Source organism: Actinacidiphila glaucinigra (assembly GCF_900188405.1).
Lineage (GTDB): Bacteria > Actinomycetota > Actinomycetes > Streptomycetales > Streptomycetaceae > Actinacidiphila > Actinacidiphila glaucinigra.
Genome location: NZ_FZOF01000010.1, coordinates 37725 through 55802, shown reverse-complemented (window position 1 = coordinate 55802; position 18078 = coordinate 37725). Strand labels below are relative to the sequence as shown.

16 protein-coding genes are annotated in these 18078 nt (G+C 73.6%); 10 read left to right on the top strand and 6 right to left on the bottom strand.

Annotation, left to right across the window (positions count from 1 at the left end):
* Positions 1–53 precede the first annotated feature (53 nt).
* The gene (locus tag CHF15_RS21580; protein WP_089225489.1) at positions 54–674 is read right to left on the bottom strand and encodes a TetR/AcrR family transcriptional regulator; all 621 of its coding nucleotides are present in this window, start codon (positions 672–674) and stop codon (positions 54–56) included.
* A 200-nt stretch (positions 675–874) separates the two neighbouring features.
* Between CHF15_RS21580 and CHF15_RS21575 the strand changes: the two genes are divergently transcribed.
* The 4 genes from CHF15_RS21575 to CHF15_RS21560 all read left to right on the top strand — a co-directional run bounded on the left by CHF15_RS21575 (position 875) and on the right by CHF15_RS21560 (position 3962).
* Positions 875–1789 (top strand): LysR family transcriptional regulator, encoded by a 915-nt coding sequence (locus CHF15_RS21575; protein ID WP_089225488.1) that lies wholly within the window; start codon positions 875–877, stop codon positions 1787–1789.
* A 106-nt stretch (positions 1790–1895) separates the two neighbouring features.
* The gene (locus CHF15_RS21570) at positions 1896–2609 is read left to right on the top strand and encodes an SDR family NAD(P)-dependent oxidoreductase (protein WP_089225487.1); all 714 of its coding nucleotides are present in this window, start codon (positions 1896–1898) and stop codon (positions 2607–2609) included.
* A 138-nt stretch (positions 2610–2747) separates the two neighbouring features.
* Entirely contained in the window at positions 2748–3377 is a 630-nt protein-coding gene (locus tag CHF15_RS21565; protein ID WP_143681604.1) for an ATP-binding protein, read from the top strand.
* 81 nt (positions 3378–3458) lie between these two features.
* Complete coding sequence (locus tag CHF15_RS21560) at positions 3459–3962, top strand: hypothetical protein (RefSeq protein ID WP_089225486.1); 504 nt, start codon at positions 3459–3461, stop codon at positions 3960–3962.
* A gap of 37 nt (positions 3963–3999) precedes the next feature.
* Here the strand turns inward: CHF15_RS21560 and CHF15_RS21555 are convergent, their stop codons facing one another.
* Positions 4000–5274, bottom strand: a complete 1275-nt coding sequence (locus CHF15_RS21555) for an MFS transporter (protein WP_089225485.1) — start codon at positions 5272–5274, stop codon at positions 4000–4002.
* 170 nt (positions 5275–5444) lie between these two features.
* Between CHF15_RS21555 and CHF15_RS21550 the strand changes: the two genes are divergently transcribed.
* A complete protein-coding gene (locus CHF15_RS21550) occupies positions 5445–6203 on the top strand; it encodes a hypothetical protein (RefSeq protein ID WP_089225484.1) in 759 nt (252 codons plus the stop codon).
* 63 nt (positions 6204–6266) lie between these two features.
* On the opposite strand, the gene CHF15_RS21545 is transcribed toward CHF15_RS21550, so the two are convergent.
* On the bottom strand, positions 6267–7100 hold the full coding sequence (locus CHF15_RS21545; protein WP_089225483.1) for a class II fructose-bisphosphate aldolase: 834 nt from the start codon (positions 7098–7100) through the stop codon (positions 6267–6269).
* Positions 7101–7234: 134 nt separating this feature from the next.
* Between CHF15_RS21545 and CHF15_RS21540 the strand changes: the two genes are divergently transcribed.
* Positions 7235–8023 carry a DeoR/GlpR family DNA-binding transcription regulator gene (locus CHF15_RS21540; RefSeq protein ID WP_089225482.1) on the top strand — a complete coding sequence of 263 codons (789 nt, stop codon included), beginning with the start codon at positions 7235–7237 and terminating at the stop codon, positions 8021–8023.
* 164 nt (positions 8024–8187) lie between these two features.
* The gene (locus CHF15_RS21535; protein ID WP_089225481.1) at positions 8188–9135 is read left to right on the top strand and encodes an SIS domain-containing protein; all 948 of its coding nucleotides are present in this window, start codon (positions 8188–8190) and stop codon (positions 9133–9135) included.
* 89 nt (positions 9136–9224) lie between these two features.
* Here CHF15_RS21535 and CHF15_RS45775 read toward each other — a convergent pair whose 3' ends face one another.
* On the bottom strand, positions 9225–10208 hold the full coding sequence (locus tag CHF15_RS45775; protein ID WP_245938951.1) for an RICIN domain-containing protein: 984 nt from the start codon (positions 10206–10208) through the stop codon (positions 9225–9227).
* Positions 10209–10380: 172 nt separating this feature from the next.
* On the opposite strand from CHF15_RS45775, the gene CHF15_RS21525 reads away from it, so the two are divergent.
* The 3 genes from CHF15_RS21525 to CHF15_RS21515 are packed head-to-tail and all read left to right on the top strand — an operon-like array spanning position 10381 to position 16644.
* Entirely contained in the window at positions 10381–10974 is a 594-nt protein-coding gene (locus CHF15_RS21525; protein ID WP_245938950.1) for a sigma-70 family RNA polymerase sigma factor, read from the top strand.
* The gene (locus CHF15_RS21520) at positions 10971–12128 is read left to right on the top strand and encodes a hypothetical protein (protein ID WP_089225479.1); all 1158 of its coding nucleotides are present in this window, start codon (positions 10971–10973) and stop codon (positions 12126–12128) included. Before CHF15_RS21525 ends, CHF15_RS21520 begins: the two co-directional genes overlap by 4 nt.
* A 19-nt stretch (positions 12129–12147) precedes the next feature.
* On the top strand, positions 12148–16644 hold the full coding sequence (locus tag CHF15_RS21515; protein ID WP_089225478.1) for an FtsK/SpoIIIE domain-containing protein: 4497 nt from the start codon (positions 12148–12150) through the stop codon (positions 16642–16644).
* 106 nt (positions 16645–16750) lie between these two features.
* On the opposite strand, the gene CHF15_RS21510 is transcribed toward CHF15_RS21515, so the two are convergent.
* Together CHF15_RS21510 and CHF15_RS21505 are read right to left on the bottom strand one after the other, a co-directional pair.
* Positions 16751–17050, bottom strand: coding sequence for a hypothetical protein (locus CHF15_RS21510; protein ID WP_089225477.1), 300 nt, complete (start codon positions 17048–17050; stop codon positions 16751–16753).
* A gap of 48 nt (positions 17051–17098) precedes the next feature.
* Positions 17099–17965: a hypothetical protein gene (locus CHF15_RS21505; protein WP_089225476.1), complete on the bottom strand. Its 867-nt coding sequence runs from the start codon at positions 17963–17965 to the stop codon at positions 17099–17101.
* Between the last annotated feature and the right edge of the window lie 113 nt (positions 17966–18078).

Sequence of the window (18078 nt, the reverse complement as noted above, 5' to 3'; positions counted from 1 at the left end):
GCGCCGCAGGGCCCCGCACCGCGGACGGTGCGGAGCCCCGCGGTGCGGCACCGTCACGCGCCGGCCACGGCCTGCGGCAGCGCGGTCACGCCGAGGATGGCGAGGCAGTTCGTCCAGAGCGGGCTGAGGCGACCGGTGTCGTTGTAGAGCTTCGCGAAGAGCACCTGCCCCTCGAGCTGCGCGACGATCGACGCGGCGGCCGCATGGGTGTCGGCGACGGCGACCTCGCCGCGCTCGCGGGCCTCGGTGACGATCTCGTCGATCATCCCGACCTGCGTGTCGAAGATCTCCTGCAGCCGTCCGCGGATGGACTCGGTCTGGTTGCTCATCTCCAGCGTCAGGTTGCCGAACATGCATCCCGACACGGTGCCGCAGGACTGCTGGCCCGCGTGCTGGATCTCCTCGGTCGCCTCGAACAGCCGGCGCAGCCGCTCCAAGGGTGCCGCGTCGGCGCCCAGGATGCGGGTCCACTCACGCCTCTGCGCCGCCCAGTGCTCGTCGACGACGGTCAGGGCGAGGGCTTCCTTGGACTCGAAGAAGTAGTAGAAACTGCCCTTGGGCACCCCGGCCGCCTTGCAGATCTCGGCCACCCCCAGGGCGGAGTAGCCGCGCTGCTCGATGAGCGTCTGCGCGGCAGTGATGATCTTCTCCCTGGCATCACTCGTGCGTCCCATGGCACCAGTATACGACCGATCGACTATTTCCTCGTCGACCGGCCCGGATCACTGCTGCCCCTGACCGGGGATCCCGGCCGGCCCCCATGGTGGGTCCGGCGGCGCGCCGCCCGCCAGGACCTGTTTCCTCCCTGCTGGGAGGCGGCGACTCCCACCCGCCCGGCGTCCCGGGGATCCCTGGCAGGCCCTAGCATGGCGGCGTGGAGCTGCGTCAACTTCGGTACTTCGTCGCGGTCGCCGAGGAGCTGAACTTCGGCCGGGCGGCCGAACGGCTCCTGATCGCCGGGCCCTCCCTGTCCCAGCAGATCAAGGCGCTCGAACGCGACCTGGGGGTCCGGCTCTTCGACCGCGACCGCCGGTCGGTGTCCCTCACCCCCGCGGGCTCGACGCTGCTCCCGCACGTCCGGGCGCTGCTGGACCGCGCCGACGACGTGGGGCGCCGGGCGAAGCAACTGGCGGGCTCGGAGGCGGTGCGGCTCGGCTACGCCAACTGGCTTCCCAGCGACCTGGCGGCCCGCGCTTCGGCGGTGGCCCGGCTGCACGTCGACGCGTGGATCGCGCCCTCCCACACCCAGGCCGCCCGGGTGGCCGACGGCAGCCTGGACCTCGCGGTCTGCTGGGTGCGGACCGAGGACCTGCAGCGGCAGGGCCTGCGGTCCCGGCTCCTGGGCGCGGACCTGCTCTACGCGGTCTCCACCGGCGACGACACCAGTCCCGTGCGTGCCGAGGACACCGCCGTCCTCCTCGACGACGACAGCACCTCCTGGCTGTCGTGGAACCTCTACGCGGAGCGGCTCGCCGCCGACACCGGAGCCCGCGCCGTCCGCATCTCCGACGGCGGAGTCACCGGCAGCGGGTTCTTCGACCACGTCCGCCGCTGCCGGGGGCCGGTCGTCAACTGCCCCAAGGGCCAGACCGCCCCGCTGCCGCCCGACCTGGTCAAGCGGCCGGTCCTCGGCCCCGAGGTCTACTGGACCTGGTCGCTGGTCTGGCGGGCCGACGAGGTCAGCGGCACGGTGCTGGCCGTGGTGGACGCGCTCACCGAGGGCGTCGGCGACCTCGGCATCCACCGTTCGGACGTCTGGCTACCCGACGGCGATCCCTACAAGCGTTAGATTTCGACGGTATGCCGGAATTGTCGCCAGGTCGCCCGGGTTGTAGGTGACCGGTCGGCTATTTCGCCGGCGGAGTCCGTTCACCCCCCAACATCGGGAGCAGGTCATGAGCGTTCAGGGTCAGAAGGTCGCGGTCGTCACGGGTGCCTCGCAGGGCATCGGCGCGGGGCTGGTCGAGGGGTACCGCAAGCTGGGGTACGCGGTCGTGGCCACCTCGCGGAACATCGGCGCGTCGACGGACCCGGGAGTGGCGACGGTCCCGGGGGACATCGCGGAGCGGGACACCGCGGAGCGGGTGATCGCGACGGCGGTGGAGCGCTTCGGCCGGGTGGACACGCTGGTCAACAACGCGGGGATCTTCGTGGCGAAGCCGTTCACGGAGTACACCGAGGAGGACTACCGGGCGGTGCTGGGTGTGAACCTGGACGGGTTCTTCCGCATCACACAACTGGCGGTGGAGCGGATGCTGCAGCAGGGCGGCGGCCACGTCGTCCAGATCTCCAGCAGCCTCGGTGACCAGGCGGACGCGAAGGTGACCTCGGTGCTGGCGTCCCTCACGAAGGGCGGTCTGCAGGCGGCGACGCGGGCGCTGGCGACCGAGTACGCGAAGCAGGGGATCCGCGCGAACGCGGTGGCGCTGGGCACCATCAAGACCCCGATGCACCCGGTGGAGACCCACGAGGTGCTGGCCGGGCTGCACCCGGTGGGGCGGATGGGGGAGATCGACGACATCGTCGAGGCGGTGCTCTACCTGGAGCGGGCGCCGTTCGTGACGGGTGTGACCCTTCCCGTGGACGGCGGCCAGAGCGCGGGACGTTGACGTCCCGCGACCTCCGTCGTGGTGGGAGGCAGGGCCTTCCACCACGGAGGACGCCGGTCATGGCGTGCGCGCGGTCCCCGGGCGCACCGTTGAGGCCAGGTCGCGACCAATCCGTCCCCGCACTCCACCGAGGTCCCCATGCCGACGTACGCACCAGCCCGGCCGGCCGGCTGTCCGGTCCGGGACGGCCTGGAACGGCTCCTGGACGTCCTGCCCGCGGTGCCCTGCCCGTGGCGGGCCCGCCGCACGCAGGCACCCGGAGCCGACCTGCGTTTTCCCGTCCCGTACGACCCCCGCGAGCTCGGTTCCCTGCGCCGGCGGGTGCGCCGCGCGCTGGACCGGTCGGCGGTTCCGGAGGACGCGGCGGACGAAGCCGTCCTGGTCGTCTCCGAGCTGGTCACCAACGCCGTCACACACGGCACGTCGCCCGCAGAGCTGCGCCTCGTCCTGGGGCGGGAACACCGCGGCCTGCGCGTCGAGGTCACCGACGCCGGGCCGGTCCCGTCCGGCGACCGGGAGGACGTGCCGCCGGACGAACACGGGCGCGGCCTGCCGATAGTGGCCGCCCTCGCGTCCGACCACGGCGTGAACGTCCGGCCCGGGCGGACCACCTGCTGGGCCGACCTGCCCCTGGACCCGCCCCTGGACCGGTCCCGGCGGCACGGCGAAGGCGGCGGCCCGATCGTTTCCGTCGTGTCGGCGACGGCCCTCTCCGTGCTTCTGCTGGTCGCGGTGTTCGCGGCGGGCTGCCTGCTGCGCCTCGTCTGAGCCGGGGTACGAGGACCGCCCCCGGCCGCGGGCCGGTGCCTCACCGGCCGGGCCCGCCAGGTCATTTGGCATCATGCCCGGATGGACCTCGACCTCGTCCCACCCGTCGGCGTCGGCCCACTGCGGATCGGCATGGCCCGCGAAGCGGCCGACGACGCCCTGGCCTCCTTCCGCGACCCGGCCGCCGTCTCGGAATCCGACCGGCCGGGACAGCATGTGTTCCGGCCGAGCGGGTTGATGATCAGCATTCAGTGTTCCCGCGGTGTCCTCGAAGCCGTCGAGCTGGGCAGCCCCGTCACCCCGGCGGATCGCGTGCTGTTCCGGGGCGTGGACGTGTTCGGCCTCCCAGCACGCGAGGTCGTGCGGCGGATGCGCGAGCACACCGCGATCGACGAGGACCCGGACGAGCCCGCCTCGTTCGTCGCCCCCGACCTGTTGCTGGGCTTCTGGCGTCCCTTCGCGGCGGACGACGACCCGGACGAGGAACAGGGCCACTACTTCAGCTCGGTCCTCCTGGCGGAGCCGGGCTACTACGACACTCCCGACCAGGCCCTGGAACGATCCCGCGCGTCGGCCGGCCGGTGAGGCCGACGCGTGACCTCGTCCGACGGCGTCGTGTGCCTCAGGGCGAGGGGGACGGGCTGCTCGCGTCCCGGTTCCCGCCGGGGGCCGCGGCCGGTGTCCCGGGTTGCGGGAAGGCGGCCCGCACGGCGGGGAGCGTCAGGACCACGGCCACCGCGGCGAGTTGCCACACCGCGCCGAAGCCCAGCACCCCGCCCACGCCGACCAGGACGGACACCGGCCCGGCCGCGGCGAGCCCCACCGGCCCGAGCGCGAAGGCACCGAAGGCACCGTAGGCGCTGACCCGGGCGAGCGCGCCTGGCGGCACCTGCGACTGGGTGACCGTCGTGTACAGGGTGCCGCACACGGACGAGCCGGCACCGGCCGTCAGCGCGGCGGCGCAGATCCACGGCAGCGGCAGCCCGGCGGCGAGGGCGGCCGACGGCATCGCCCAGCCCAGGGTGGCGGCGGTGCCCACGAACAGCGGGCGGCGGGGCCGGCGCCCCAGCATCGCCATTCCGCCGGCCACCGCACCCGCCCCGTACAGGGCCATGACCAGACCCCAGGACGTGGGCCCGCCGAGGTCCCGCTGGGCCACCAGCGGCCCGAGGACGAGGAACGGCGCCCACACGAGGAGGTTGAACAGGCAGACGTGGGCCGAGGTGACCCACAGCCAGGTACGGGAGCGGAACTCCGTCCAGCCCTCTCGCAGTTCGGCGACGAAGGACGAGGCGGGCCCCGCGTCCCGGACGGTACGTGGCAGCAGGAGCAACGCGATCACGCTCACCCCGTAGCTGACGGCGTCCACGGCGAGGACCGCCGAGGCGCCGGCGGCCGCCGTGATGACGCCGGCGAGCGCGGGGCCCGCGATCGAGGCCGCCGAACGGGCCACGCCGAGCAGCGCGTTGCCGTCGGAGAGCGCGTCGCCCCGGACGATGCGGGGGACCAGCGCGTCGAGGGCCGGAGTGAACAGGGCCTCGGCCGCGCCCCAGACGACGACCAGCGCGATCAGCGTCGCCATGTGCGGATCGCCGCCGAGCAGGGCGAGGGCGAGGCCGGCCTGGGTGAGACACCGTACGACGTCCGCGGCGAGCATCACCTGTCTGCTGCCCCAGCGGTCGGTGAGGACGCCGCCGGCGAGCAGCACCAGCACCAGCGGCAGGATCCGGGCCGCGAGCACCAGGCCGAGTTCGGTGCCACCGCCGCCGGTCTCCAGGACGGCGAAGGCCAGTGCGACGGACGCCATCGACGATCCGAACAGCGAGGTGGCGTAGCCGATGAAGAAGCGACGGAAGTCGCGTTCGCGCAGGACAGGGGGACGGAGTTGGAGTGCCATGGGCGCAGCGTGCGTGCGGTGTGCGGCGACACGCCAGGCCCGCGGAGCAAATTATTGAGTCTGGTCGAATCAACTTATGATGGCTACGGTTCACGACACAGATACATTTACTGCGGTCGATCTGCCGGTCGACCGGATCGCCGGATCGCCGGGGGAGGGGTGGGTTCCGTATGACCCAGCCGGTGGAGTACGCCGTCGCCGTCGACCGCTTCCTCGCCGCCTCCGGACTGGGTGCGGGCTCGCGGCGGGTCTACCGGATCGCGCTGGCCACCTGGGCGTGGGGGCTCGTCGAGCGTCCACCGCCGGTCGGCGGGGGGCGCCGCAACGCCGAACCCCCGGCGGTCCCGCTGGCCCTGCTCGACGCACCGGGCACCGCGGGACGGCTTCGCGAGGCTTTCGCGGCACGGTCCGAGGCCGTCGGCGCCCGTACCGCCAACCGCGAACTGTCCGTCCTCAGCAGCGCCGTGACGTGGTGGCGCGCGGCGGGCTGGCTGTCCGGCGATCCTACGGACGGCCTGCGCGCGCTTCCCGTTCCGAAGGCGCGCCGAGCCGAGGCCGGACTCGGCGCCGACCAGGTGCGCGAGGTCCTCCGGCTGGCGGCGCCGCTGCGGGAGCAGGCCTTCTGGCATCTGCTCCACGAGACCGGGGCGTCCATCGAGCGGCTCCTCGCACTCGACGTCGACGACCTCGACCTGCCCGGCCGCCGCTCCCGCGAGCGCGCGGGGGAGCCGGTGCGCTGGGGGGACGGATCGGCCCGGCTGCTGCCGCTGCTCGTGCTCGGGCGGGTGAACGGGCCGCTGTTCCGGACCGGCCGCGGGCGGCTCTCCTACCGCCGCGCCGCGGAGGTGTTCACCGCCGCCACACGCCCACTTGAGCCCGGGGGACGTGGCTGGACGCTGCGGCAGCTCCAGGCGGCGGGCCGGCGCTGACCGTTCGGCCGGCGCCGGCCGTCCACCGTCAGCCGTCGGTCATCGGCCGTCCGCCGTCCGCCGTCAGCCGAGGACGCGCAGGGCGCTCTCCACGGCCGAGGCCATCCGTGTGCGTGCGGAGGACAGGTAGCGGCGCGGGTCGACGGTGACGGAGTCCGCCGCGAGGAAGTCGCGGACCGCGCCGGTGAAGGCGATGTTCAGCGCCGTGCCGATGTTGATCTTGACCATGCCCCCGGCGACGGCCCGGCGCAGTTCGTCGTCGGGCACGCCGGTGGAGCCGTGCAGGACCAGCGGGACGGTCGCCGCGCCGCGGAGGCGGCCGATCAGATCGTGGTCGAGCCGCGCCGTGCGGGTCGTCATGGCGTGCGAGCTCCCGACCGCCACCGCGAGGGCGTCGATCCCGGTGGCCGCCACAAAGGCGGCCGCCTCGGCGGGGTCGGTACGGGCGCCCGGGGCGTGCACACCGTCCTTGCCGCCTATCTCGCCGAGTTCCGCCTCCAGCCAGAGGCCGCGGTCGTGCGCCCAGTCCGCGGCGGCGCGGGTGGCGGCGACGTTGCGGGCGTGGGGGAGGGCCGACGCGTCGTACATCACGGAACCGAACCCGCAGTCCGCCGCGCGGCGGAGCAGATCCTCGTCGGTGACGTGGTCGAGGTGGAGACCCACGGGGACCGCGGCCGACTCGGCGACCGCGGCGGTGGCGCGGGCGATCGGGGCGAGGGAACCGCCGTGGAAACGGACGGCGTTCTCACTGATCTGGCAGACCGCGGGCAGCCCCGCGGCCTCCGCACCGGCGACGACCGCCTCCGCGTGCTCCAGGGTGATGACGTTGAAGGCGCCGATCCCGCGCCCGTCGGCGTGCGCCGCGCGGACGAGTTCGGCGGTGGGGACCAGCGGCATGACGCGGCGACCTCTCGATGGAATGATGTTGCGTGAACGTGATGGTTCAACCCGGAAACACCGCATAAACGTGCGCGGCCGCGCAGGAGCCGCGGCACCCGGGCCGGCACACCCGAACGACAGGGGACGAGGAGATGGCGGGAGCACAGGCCCGATGGAGCGCGCTGCTGGAGATGCTGACCCGGGACGGGAGCGTCGAGGTCGAGCCGGCCGCCGCCGAACTGGCGGTCTCCGCCGCGACGATCCGGCGCGACCTGGACGAACTGGCCCGGCAGAACATGGTCACCCGCACCCACGGCGGCGCGGTGATCAATGCGATCGCCTACGACCTGCCCCTGCGCTACAAGGCCGCCCGCAACGCCCCGGAGAAGGAGCGCATCGCCCGGGCGGCCGCGGCCCTGGTGAAGCCGGGCACGGTGGTGGGGCTCAACGGCGGCACCACGACCACCGAGGTGGCCCGGGCTCTCGCCGCGCGTGCCGACCTCGCCGGCGACGGGTCGGAGCCCGCGCTGACGGTCGTCACCAACGCGCTGAACATCGCGGGTGAACTGGCCGTCCGGCGGCACGTCAAGCTGGTGGTGACCGGCGGCGTCGCCCGCCCGGCCTCGTACGAGCTGATCGGGCCGCTGGCCGCGGAACTGCTCGCGCAGCTCACGCTCGACCTGGTCTTCCTCGGCGTGGACGCCGTCGACGTCACCCAGGGTGCGGCGGCCCGGCACGAGGGGGAGGCGAGCATCAACCGGGCGCTCGCCCGGCGCGCGGAGCGGGTCGTGGTGGTCGCCGACGCGTCGAAGCTGGGGAAGCGTGCCTTCGCGCGGATCTGCCCGGTGGAGGAGGTCGACGTCCTGGTGACGGACGGGAACGCCCCGGCCTCGCTCGTCGAGCCCTTCTCGGCGGCCGGAGTCGAGGTCCTCCGGGCCTGACCGCGCCTGCCGTCGCACAGCCACCTCCCCTTCGCCGTCCCGCCGTTCATGAAGCAGCATGCAATTTTCTGCAGGAAAATTGCTAGAGTCGAGCAACTTCACACATCATGCTCGACCGGGCGTGCTCGGTGTCAAGGGCCGCCGGACAGGGACGGAGTCCATCGATGAGTCAGAGTGAGACCCGGAACGAGAGCCGGAGCAGGACCAGGACCGAGATCGAGACAGCCACCCAGCCGGACTGCTGGCGCCGCGCCCTCGCGCTCGCGGGCGACGGGGAGGCACCCTGGCGGGCCGCGATACCGCGCCCCGGCGAGCGGGTGGCGGTCGTGGGCTGCGGCACCTCGTGGTTCATGGCGCACGCCTACGCGGTGCTCCGCGAGACGGCGGGCCAGGGCGAGACGGACGCCTTCGCCGCGTCGGAGATGCCGGCCGGCCGGTCCTACGACCGGGTTCTGGCACTCACCCGGTCCGGCACGACGACCGAGGTGCTGGAGGTGCTGGCCCGGCTGCGCGGCACCACCTCCACGGTGGCCGTCACCGCCGACCCGGCCACCCCCGTCATGGAACTGGCCGACGCGGCGGTGGTGCTGGACTTCGCCGACGAGGCCTCGGTCGTCCAGACCCGCTTCGCCACCACCGAACTCGTCCTGCTGCGCGCGCTGCTCGGGGAGGACCTCGCCGGTCTGCCCGCCCAGGCGGAGGCCGCGCTCGCCGCGCCGCTGCCCGAAGGGCTGCTGGAGACCGAGCAGTTCACCTTCCTCGGCCGCGGCTGGGCCTACGGTGTCGCGCAGGAGGCGGCGCTCAAGATGCGGGAGGCGTCCGGCGCCTGGACGGAGGCGTACCCGGTCATGGAGTACCGGCACGGCCCGATCAGCGTCACCGGCCCCGGCCGGGTGGCGTGGTGGTTCGGCGACCCCGGGGAGCTCCCGGCGGGGCTGGAGGGGGAGATCGCGCGCACCGGCGGCCGCCTGGTCGCCCTGGGACGCGACCCCCTCGCCGACCTGGTCGTCGTCCAGCGGCTGGCCGCCGCACTCGGCGCGGCGCGCGGCCTGGACCCGGACGCGCCCCGGCACCTCACGCGCTCGGTGGTCCTCGCGGACGGCCGGGGCTGACGGCCGGTCCGTCGCCCGTACGCAGGAACGCGGATGCCGTCCCCGCCCCGGGGAGGGGCGGGGACGGCATCAGGCGGGGACCGCGACCGTCAGGCCTTGGCCCACTTCTGGTTCTGCGTCCCGTAGCACTTCCACAGCTGGAGCGGGGTGCCGCTGGACGTGCCCTTGTCGAGCACGTCGACGCACTTGTCCTTGTTGGTCAGGTCGTTCGAGGTGTTGAGCCTGAACTGCTGGGCCCAGCCGCCGTTGCAGCGGGCCAGCTGGATGACCGCACCGTCCGTGAACGAGGCGCCGGCCAGGTCCATGCACATGCCGAAGGCGCGAATGGTCCCGTCGGAGCGGAAGTCCCACTTCTGCCAGGCGCCGCCGTCGCAGTCCTGGATCTGCAGCCGGGCGCCGTCGCGGCCGGTGCTGGTCTTCGCGCCGCTGACCGCGATGCAGCGGCCGCTCTGCACGCTGCGGATCCGCACACCGGGCACGGTGGCGGTCTGCTGAGTCTTGGTCGGCGTGGGGTTGCCGGCCGACGAACCCGATCCGGACCCCGACGAGCCGCCGGAGCCGCCGGTGGCCGAACCGCCGCCGGAGCCGCCCGTGGCCGAACCGCCGCTGCCGCTGGTCCCGCCGCCACCGCTTGCGCTGCCCCCGGTGCCGCCGGGCGTGCCGCCCACGGGCGGCAGGCCACCGCCGGTACCGCCCGAAGAGCCGCCGCTGTTCAGCTGCCCCTGCGACCCGGTCACCGGGGCGTTGTTCTTGCCCGTGGCGGGAGAGTCCTTGGAGCCGCTCGCGCCGGGCGACGCCGGCAGGACGCCGCTCTGCAACGTGCTGGGCTCGGCCACCGCGACCGGGTCGCCCTTGCCGCCCCCGTCGGGCAGCACGTCTATTCGCGCCATCAAGGGCACGACCAGCACCGCGCAGCCGATGACGGCCGAGGTGGTCGCCAGTACACTCCACGCCCGCCGGTCCGGCAGCAGCCGCCGGTGCGGCAGCGAGGGGCGTCGGGCGAAGGTGTCCGCGAAGCGGGGCTTCGCCCCGTCGAGAACCTCGGGGTCCCGTGGATCGGGATGGGGAGGCACGTGGTCTCCTGTCGGATCGGGAATCTGCGCGGAAGCGTAGGGCGCGCGTCCGCCCTTCGATTTCGGCAAGGTGAACATTAGTTTAAAATTTCACCAAGTGTGACAGTGAATGATCGAATATGCGCCAACACTCTGGTCGGAGCATGTCGTTCAGCAGCTTAATCTGTACGCCATGTGTGTGAACGAGTCCGACCGTCGTGAGGGCGGGGCGGACATCCTCGCCGGGCACGACATCGGCGACGCCGACGAACACAGCGCTGTCGCCAGCCTGATCATCGCCGAGCGGGACAGCCTGCGAAGGTTCGTCACCGGCCTGATGGGCCGCGACGTGCATGCCGCTGAGGACGTGCTCCAGGAGACGATGCTGCGCGCCCTGCAGCGCGCGGGACGGCTGGACGTGCACGAGCGGCCGGTCCGCATGTGGCTCTTCCGGGTCGCCCGCAATCTCGTGGTCGACCACCGCCGCCGCGACCGCGCCGTACCCGTCGGCATCACCGCCGCGGACTTCGCGGGCACCGCGCTCGAGCACTCCGACGACCACGCCGGCCTCGTCGAGGACCGTTCCGTGTTGCTCGCCGCGCTGAGCGCCCTGCCCCCCGCGCACCGCGAGGCGGTCGTCCGGGTGCACGTGATGGACCAGACCGGAGCCGACGCCGCCGCCGAACTGGGCGTGCCGCGGGGCACCGTCAAGTCCCGCACCCACCACGGTGTGCGGGCGCTGCGGGCCGAACTCGCCCGCCGAGGCGTGGACGGAGTGGCCGCGTGAACGCTCCCACAGGCTGGACACGGCTCATCGGACTCATCGGGCTGCTGATCCTCGTCGTCGTCCTGGCGCACTGGATCGTCCGTCGCAAGGGCGGCTGGGGCGCACTGCGCCGCCGCGTCGTGCGCGAACTGAAGACGGCCGCCCGCGCCTTCGCCACGCCCGTCCGTACGGAACTGCGGCACCGCCGCGGTCTGCGGGTGCTCGGCCGCCTGCTCCGCGACGCCGCCGGCTGGACGGACGCCGCGACCGCGCTGCGCCGGGCCGCCGCCGCACGCCCCGATGTACGGCCGTACGCGGCCCTCCTCGGCACCGACGTCGTCGGCGTCTACGCCGCGCACGGCCACGGCGAGTCCGCGCTGCCCGAACCGTGGGCCCGGGACGCTGCCGAACCGCGGCTGTGGTGGATCAGCCGCGCCGACCTCGGCGCCGCACCGGAGACCGGGCGCGACGGCGAGGCCCCCGTACTCGTCTGCCTCGGCAGGTCCGGTACCGACGCGGTGCTGCTCGACCTGACGGCCGTTCCCCCGGCGGTGTCCGTCACCGGTGAACGCCGCACCGCCCGCGCGGTCCTCCAGGCCCTCGCCGCCCAGCTCGACGCCCGCCTCCCCGCGGGCCGCGTCGTGGTCGGCGCCGGGGTGCACCCCCGGCACGACGGCCCCGCCGACGTCTTCGAGCGGCCCGGCGCAGGATACGCCGTGAGCGCCGAGGCACCGGAACGCAACCGGCCGGCCGGCATGCGCCTGCTCACCCTGGGCGTCGCCCACCACAGCACCCTGATCCTGGAGGCGGACGGGGACGGCCACCTGCGCCTGCACGGCGGCCCGCCCGCCCTCGCCGTCGACGCCCTGCCCCTGGCCCGCGTCGTCTCCCGGCTGGTGCACACCCTGCCGCCCGTCCCCGGGGACGACGGGGGCTCCGGCCCCAACCCGCCGAAGACGCTCCACGCCCTGTCCGCCGACGACGACCTCGTCGAGACCGGGCTCCCGTCCACCGCCATGGCCGTCTCCGCGACCGCCCCCCGGCCCGAGCCCACCCCGGCTCCCGCCGCCCCCGCCGCCGCAGAACCCGGCGACGAGGACGGCGACCTCGCCGAGCCGACCGCATTCGGACCGGCGGGCGTCTCCGCCGCCACCGCACGCTCCTCGTCCTCGTGACGCCCGAACTGGGAAGACCGTGAACCTCACCATCACCACCGTCGACGGCGCGGACGGCGCGCGCCGCGACCACCTCGTAGGGCTGCCCGCACGCACCACCGTCGCGGACCTCTCGGAGGCCGTGGACGGGGCGCGAACCCGCGACCTCTACCTCGACGGCCGCCGACTCGACCCCGACGCCTCCGTCGCTGCGGCAGGACTGCGCGAAGGCGGCGTCCTGGGCCTGGGCGCCCCCGGCAAGGAGCCCGACCGGGTCCGCGTCGGCGCGGAGACCGACGCCGGACCGGTGCTCGCCGAGGTCCACGTGGTCTCCGGACCGCAGGCCGGGCGCACCTGGCGGCTCGGATTCGGCAGCCACGAGGCCGGCTCCGGACCGCTCTGCGCGATCCGCCTCGAGGGCGACGGCGTCCCCGCGGGCGGTCTGTGGGTGACGGTCGGCGCGGACGGCTCCGCGCACTGGCACCGCACCGGCACCGCGCCCGGTGACGAGGTGCGCGGCCGGGTCGCCGCGCCCCCGCCGGACGACGCGGTCACCGCGCTTCGCCGCACCCGTCCGCACAAGGTCACCACCGAGCGCACCGCCGCCCAGGGACAGCCCGTGCCGTGGCCGCCCGGCGAGGACCTGACCGTGGGCTCCGTCCTGCTGAGGATGAGCGCGCCGGTCGAGGCGGACGCCGCCGTCACCGAGTCCGCGGACGGCTTCGGCATCGACTACAACCGCCCGCCGCGGATCGCCCCGCACCTGGACGGCGAGCGGGTGCGGCTGCCCTCGCCGCCCTCGCCCCCCGCCAAGCGGCCCTTCCCCGCGGCCATGATGATCGCCCCGGTGATCATGGGCTTCTTCATGGTCGCCATCTTCAAGTCGTACTACTTCCTCGCCTTCATCCTTCTCGGCCCGATGATGATGGTCTCCAACTGGGTCACCGGCCGCCGCACCGCACGCAAGGAGTACGAGGAGGCGGACCGGCAGTACAACCGGCGCCGCGTCGTGGTCGAGGACGGCGTCCGCGAGGCCGTCGCCCGCGAGAGCCGGGTACGCCAGGTCACCGCCCCCGACCCCGCCGCCGTCGCACTGATGGCCACCGGGCCGGGCAGCCGGCTGTGGGAGCGGCGCCGCCACGACCCCGACCACCTCGTGCTGCGGCTGGGCACCGCCGACCAGCCCTCGCTGCGCGAACTCGAGGACCCCGCCCGCGACGAGAACCACCGCACCATCCGCTGGAACATCCCCGACGCCCCCATCGGCATGGACCTCAGCGGCCACGGCGTGGTGGGCGTGGCCGGCCCCGCCGCCGAGGTGCAGCCGCTCGCCCGCTGGATGGCCGTGCAGGCGGCGGTGCTGCACACTCCCCGCGACCTGCGGATCGTGCTGCTCACCGATTCCAGCCGCGCCGCCGACTGGGCCTGGGTGCGCTGGCTCCCGCACGTGCGGCCCGCCGCGTCCGGCGGCCCGCTCGTCCTGATCGGCAACGACCCCGAATCGACCGCGGCCCGCGTCTCGGAACTGGTCGCGCAGATCCAGGTGCGCAAGCGGGCCACGAGTTCCGACCGCAACGCCGTCCTCATCGGCCCCGACGTCCTGGTGATCGCCGACGGCGCCCGGCGGCTGCGCGACGTGCCCGGCATGGTCCAGGTCCTCACCGAGGGCCCGGCCGCGCGCGTCTTCAGCCTGTGCCTCGACGAGCAGGAGCGGCTGCTGCCCGAGGAGAGCACCGGAGTGGTGCTCGCCGAGGCCGGCCGGCTCACCGTCAAGCGTCCCGGCACGCCCGAGGTCCCGGGGGTCCGCGCGGACCAGGTCACGCCTGAGTGGTGCGAGCAGGTCGCCCGCGCCGTGGCGCCGGTCCGCGACGTCAGCCCCGAGCACGACGCGGGACTCCCGCAGCGCGTGAAGCTGCTGGACCTGCTGAGCCAGGAACCGCCCAGCGCCGAGAAGATCCTGGCGGGCTGGCGGTCCCGTCCCGCCGCCACCTCCTTCGTGCTCGGCAGCGGCTTCGAGGGCCCGTTCTCCCTCGACCTCGTCCAGGACGGCCCGCACGGACTGGTCGCCGGTACCACCGGCTCCGGAAAGTCCGAGCTCCTGCAGACCTTCGTCGCCTCCCTGGCCACCGCCAACCGGCCCGACGAGCTGACCTTCGTCCTCGTCGACTACAAGGGCGGCAGCGCCTTCAAGGAGTGCGCGAACCTGCCGCACACCCTCGGCATGGTCACCGACCTCGACGCCCACCTGGTCGAGCGCGCCCTGGAGTCGCTGGGCGCCGAGCTGATGCGGCGTGAGCACGTCCTGGCCGCGGCCGACGCCAAGGACCTCCCCGAGTACCAGGCCAAGCGCGCCGCCGACCCCACGCTCGCGCCGCTTCCGCGGCTCCTGCTGGTCATCGACGAGTTCGCCACCCTGGTGCGCGAGGTGCCCGACTTCGTGCCCGGACTCATCAGCATCGCCCAGCGCGGACGGTCGCTCGGTATCCACCTGATCCTGGCCACCCAGCGTCCCGCCGGCGTGGTGACCGCCGACATCCGCGCCAACACCAACCTCCGGATCGCGCTGCGGGTCACCGACCAGTCCGAGAGCCAGGACGTCATCGACGTCAACGACGCCGTCGACATCTCCGCCACCACCCCCGGACGTGCCCTCGTTCGGCGAGGCCCCAAGTCCGCCGACCCCTTCCAGACCGCGTGGGTGGGCGCCGAGCGCCCGCGGCCGAAGTCCGCCGAGGAGACCGAGGCCGACAGCGGCGCCCGCAAGCCCGTCGTGGCGTCGGAGCTGTCCTGGGACGCGCTCGGCCGGGCCGCGGCGCCGGCCGCGTCGGAAGTCGTCCTCACCCAGAGCGCCCAGGCGCCCGCCCCCACCGACCTGCAGGTGCTGGTGGACGAGATCCGCGGGGCCGCGGGGCAGCTCGAGGACTACACCCCGCAGCCGAGCCCCTGGTTGCCCGCGCTGGAACGCCGGGTCCTGCTCGACGACCTCGACGCGATGAACCCCGTCCGCGAGGGACGCCTGCTCATCCCGTACGCCCTGGAGGACGTGCCGCAGCTGCAGCAGCGCCACGTGGCCGCGGCCGACCTCAGCAACTTCGGCCATCTGTACGTCATCGGCGCCCCCCGCTCCGGCCGCACCCAGGTGCTGCGCACCCTGGCCGGCTCCGCCGCGCGTCACCAGAGCACCGCCGACGTGCACTTCTACGGCATCGACGCGGCGGGCGGCGGCCTGGCCGCGCTCACCACCCTCCCGCACTGCGGTGCCGTCGTCCCCCGCCACGACACCGAGCGGCTGGAACGGCTGCTGCGCCGCCTCAACCAGGAGCTCGTCAACCGCCAGGAACTGGCGCAGCAGCACAGCGCCACCGGCATCGACGAACTGCGCAAGGTCCTCCCGAAGGCCGAACGCCCGGCGCACATCCTGCTGCTGGTCGACGGCTGGGACGCCCTGTCGGCCATGCTCGACGAGCACGAGTACAGCCACATGTACCAGGACATGGTCCGCCTGGTACGCGAAGGCGCCGGCGCCGGCATCCACTTCATCGGCACCTCCGAACGCTCCCTGCTCAGCGGCCGCATGGCGGCGCACAACGACCACCGGCTGCTCCTGCGGCCCGGCGACCGCTCCGACGTCCAGGCCGTCGGCATGAAGCCCGGCAAGCTGCCGGCGGAGATCCCGCCCGGCCGTGGCTGGCACGTCCTGACCGGTACCGAGACCCAGATCGCGCTGCTCGCCCCTGGCGGCGGCACCGAGCAGGTCGAGGCGCTCCGCAAGATCGGCGCCGCCGCGCTCAAGCGCGACGCGAGGGTGCCGCAGGCACGGCGCCCCTTCACGGTGGCCTCGCTGCCGCGGTCCGCGGAGTTCGCCGACGTCTACGACAAGGTGCCCGCCGGGCAGCGGCGGCCCCTGTGGGGCCTGCTGGGCATCGGCGGCGACCAGGGCGAACCGGTCGGCGTGGACCTCGCGGGCGCGTCCGCGGTGTTCGGCGTCATCGGCCCCACCGGGTCCGGGCGGAGCAACGCGCTCGCCTCCCTGGCGGTCTCGCTGCTCGCCGGGGGTACCTCGCTGGTCGTCCTCACCCCGCGCGAGTCCCCGCTGCGCGGACTCAGCCGGCACACCACGGTCCGCGTCATCACCGACACCGAACCGACCGAGGAGGCGGTGCGCTCCGCGCTCGCCGCGCTGCCCGGCCCGCGGGTGGTGATGGTCGACGACGCCGACCTGCTGGCGATGTCCGGCGCGGACAAGCTCCTCAAGGAGATCACGGTGTCCGGCCGCGACCAGGGCCTCGGCCTGGTCTACGCCGCGACCGCCGACGGTGTCCAGGGCGGCATGAGCGGCTGGATGTCCAGCGCCCGCAAGGCCCGCCGCGGCCTGCTGCTGGGGCCCAAGAGCACCACCGAGGGAGACCTGATCGGCGTACGGCTCCCGCACGCCGTCACCCGGGTGGCACCCCACGCGGGCCGCGGCTGGACCGCGGGACCGGGCAACGAGGTGATGGCGCTCCAGGTGCCGCTGACCTCGCTCCGCACGGAGTGACGCCCGCGCCGTGGCCCGCACCGCGGTGCGGGCCACGGCACGGGCCCCGGACACGACGAAGGGCCGGGCGGGAGACGACTCCCGCCCGGCCCTTCGCGCGCGTCCCCTACTTCTTGTTGAAGTTGTTCGCGACCTGGGTGTCGAAGTCCTCGGCGCCCTTGGCGATCGAGGTGAACGCCTCACCGAAGTTCTCCAGGCCGTGGATGGCCTGGGTGAGGCTTCCCGTGAACTGCTCGTAGGCGTCACGGATGGCAGGGCTGGCCTGGGGCAGCACCAGCTCGTCGTTGAGCATGCTCTCGACCTGGCCCTTCAGGCTCCCGAGCCGGGTCATCCACTCCTGGCAGGTGGCCGCGTGGACCGCCGCCCGCTGCCGGACGTCCTCGGGAACGATGTGAATCGCAGGCATTGCATCGCCTTTCTGTTCTGATGACTGGCCTGGGGGTGGTGTCCCCGATCAGGCGATCTTCGGGTTGGTGCCGCCGTGGGTACCCGGGTTCTGCGGATGGGTGTCCGGGTTGTTGGGGTTCTTCGGGTCTTCGGGGCCGCCGCCCGGCTTGTCGCCGCCGGACCACGTCCACTCCGGCGCCTTCCCGTCGGCGCCCTTGGGGCCGCGGGTGTACTCGGTGTGGCTGCCGTCGCTGCCGGTGACGGTCATGGAGCCGCTGCCGTCGCCGTTGATGTTGGCCACCGTGTGCGAGGTGCTGCCGTCGGGATACTTGGTGTCCGTCGTGTAGCTCGGACCGTTGTAGTTGGTGGTGGAGGTGTACTCGCTGCCGTCGTACTTGACGGTGGTCACTTCCTTGATGACCTTGCCGTCCTTGTCGACCTCCACGTGGGAGTCGATCGAACCGTTCGGCGTGTCGACGTGGAAGTCGGGCGGCGTGTCACCGGGGTCGGTGGCGGAGCAGAAGTCCGGCAGTTCGCCGGGCCCCTCGCAATCCTTGAGGTGGCTCTGCTTGTAGTCCCACAGGTCCTTCTTCTGCCGCCAGTTCTGAACGTGCAGATTGGCGCTCATCACACCCATCTCGGCGCCCAGCTCGCGGTCGAACTCGCGGAACGCCTCGCCCACGCCGCCGAACGCGGACGCCAGCTCCTTCAGGCCCTTGTCCGCGCGTTTCATGGTGCTGCTCGCGTTGGTGTGGAAGAGCGACATCGCACTGGCGACGCCCTCGTGTCCGAGGATCGCCTCCGCCTCACCGCTGCCCGAGCCGAGACGGCCGAAGACGCCCTTTGTGATGAGCGGGTCGATCTCGCCCGCCAGGGCGTCCAGGTCGCGCTTGGCCGCGTTGAGGACGTCGTAGTCGATTTTGATCTCGGGCACAGGGGACCTCCGGACGGTCCTTGGAGAATCCGGTCACCACGACCACGCACCACGCCCCCCGCCGGTTCACCGAGGCGCGCGGGTTTGACCCACGTCACATGAACCACGCGCGT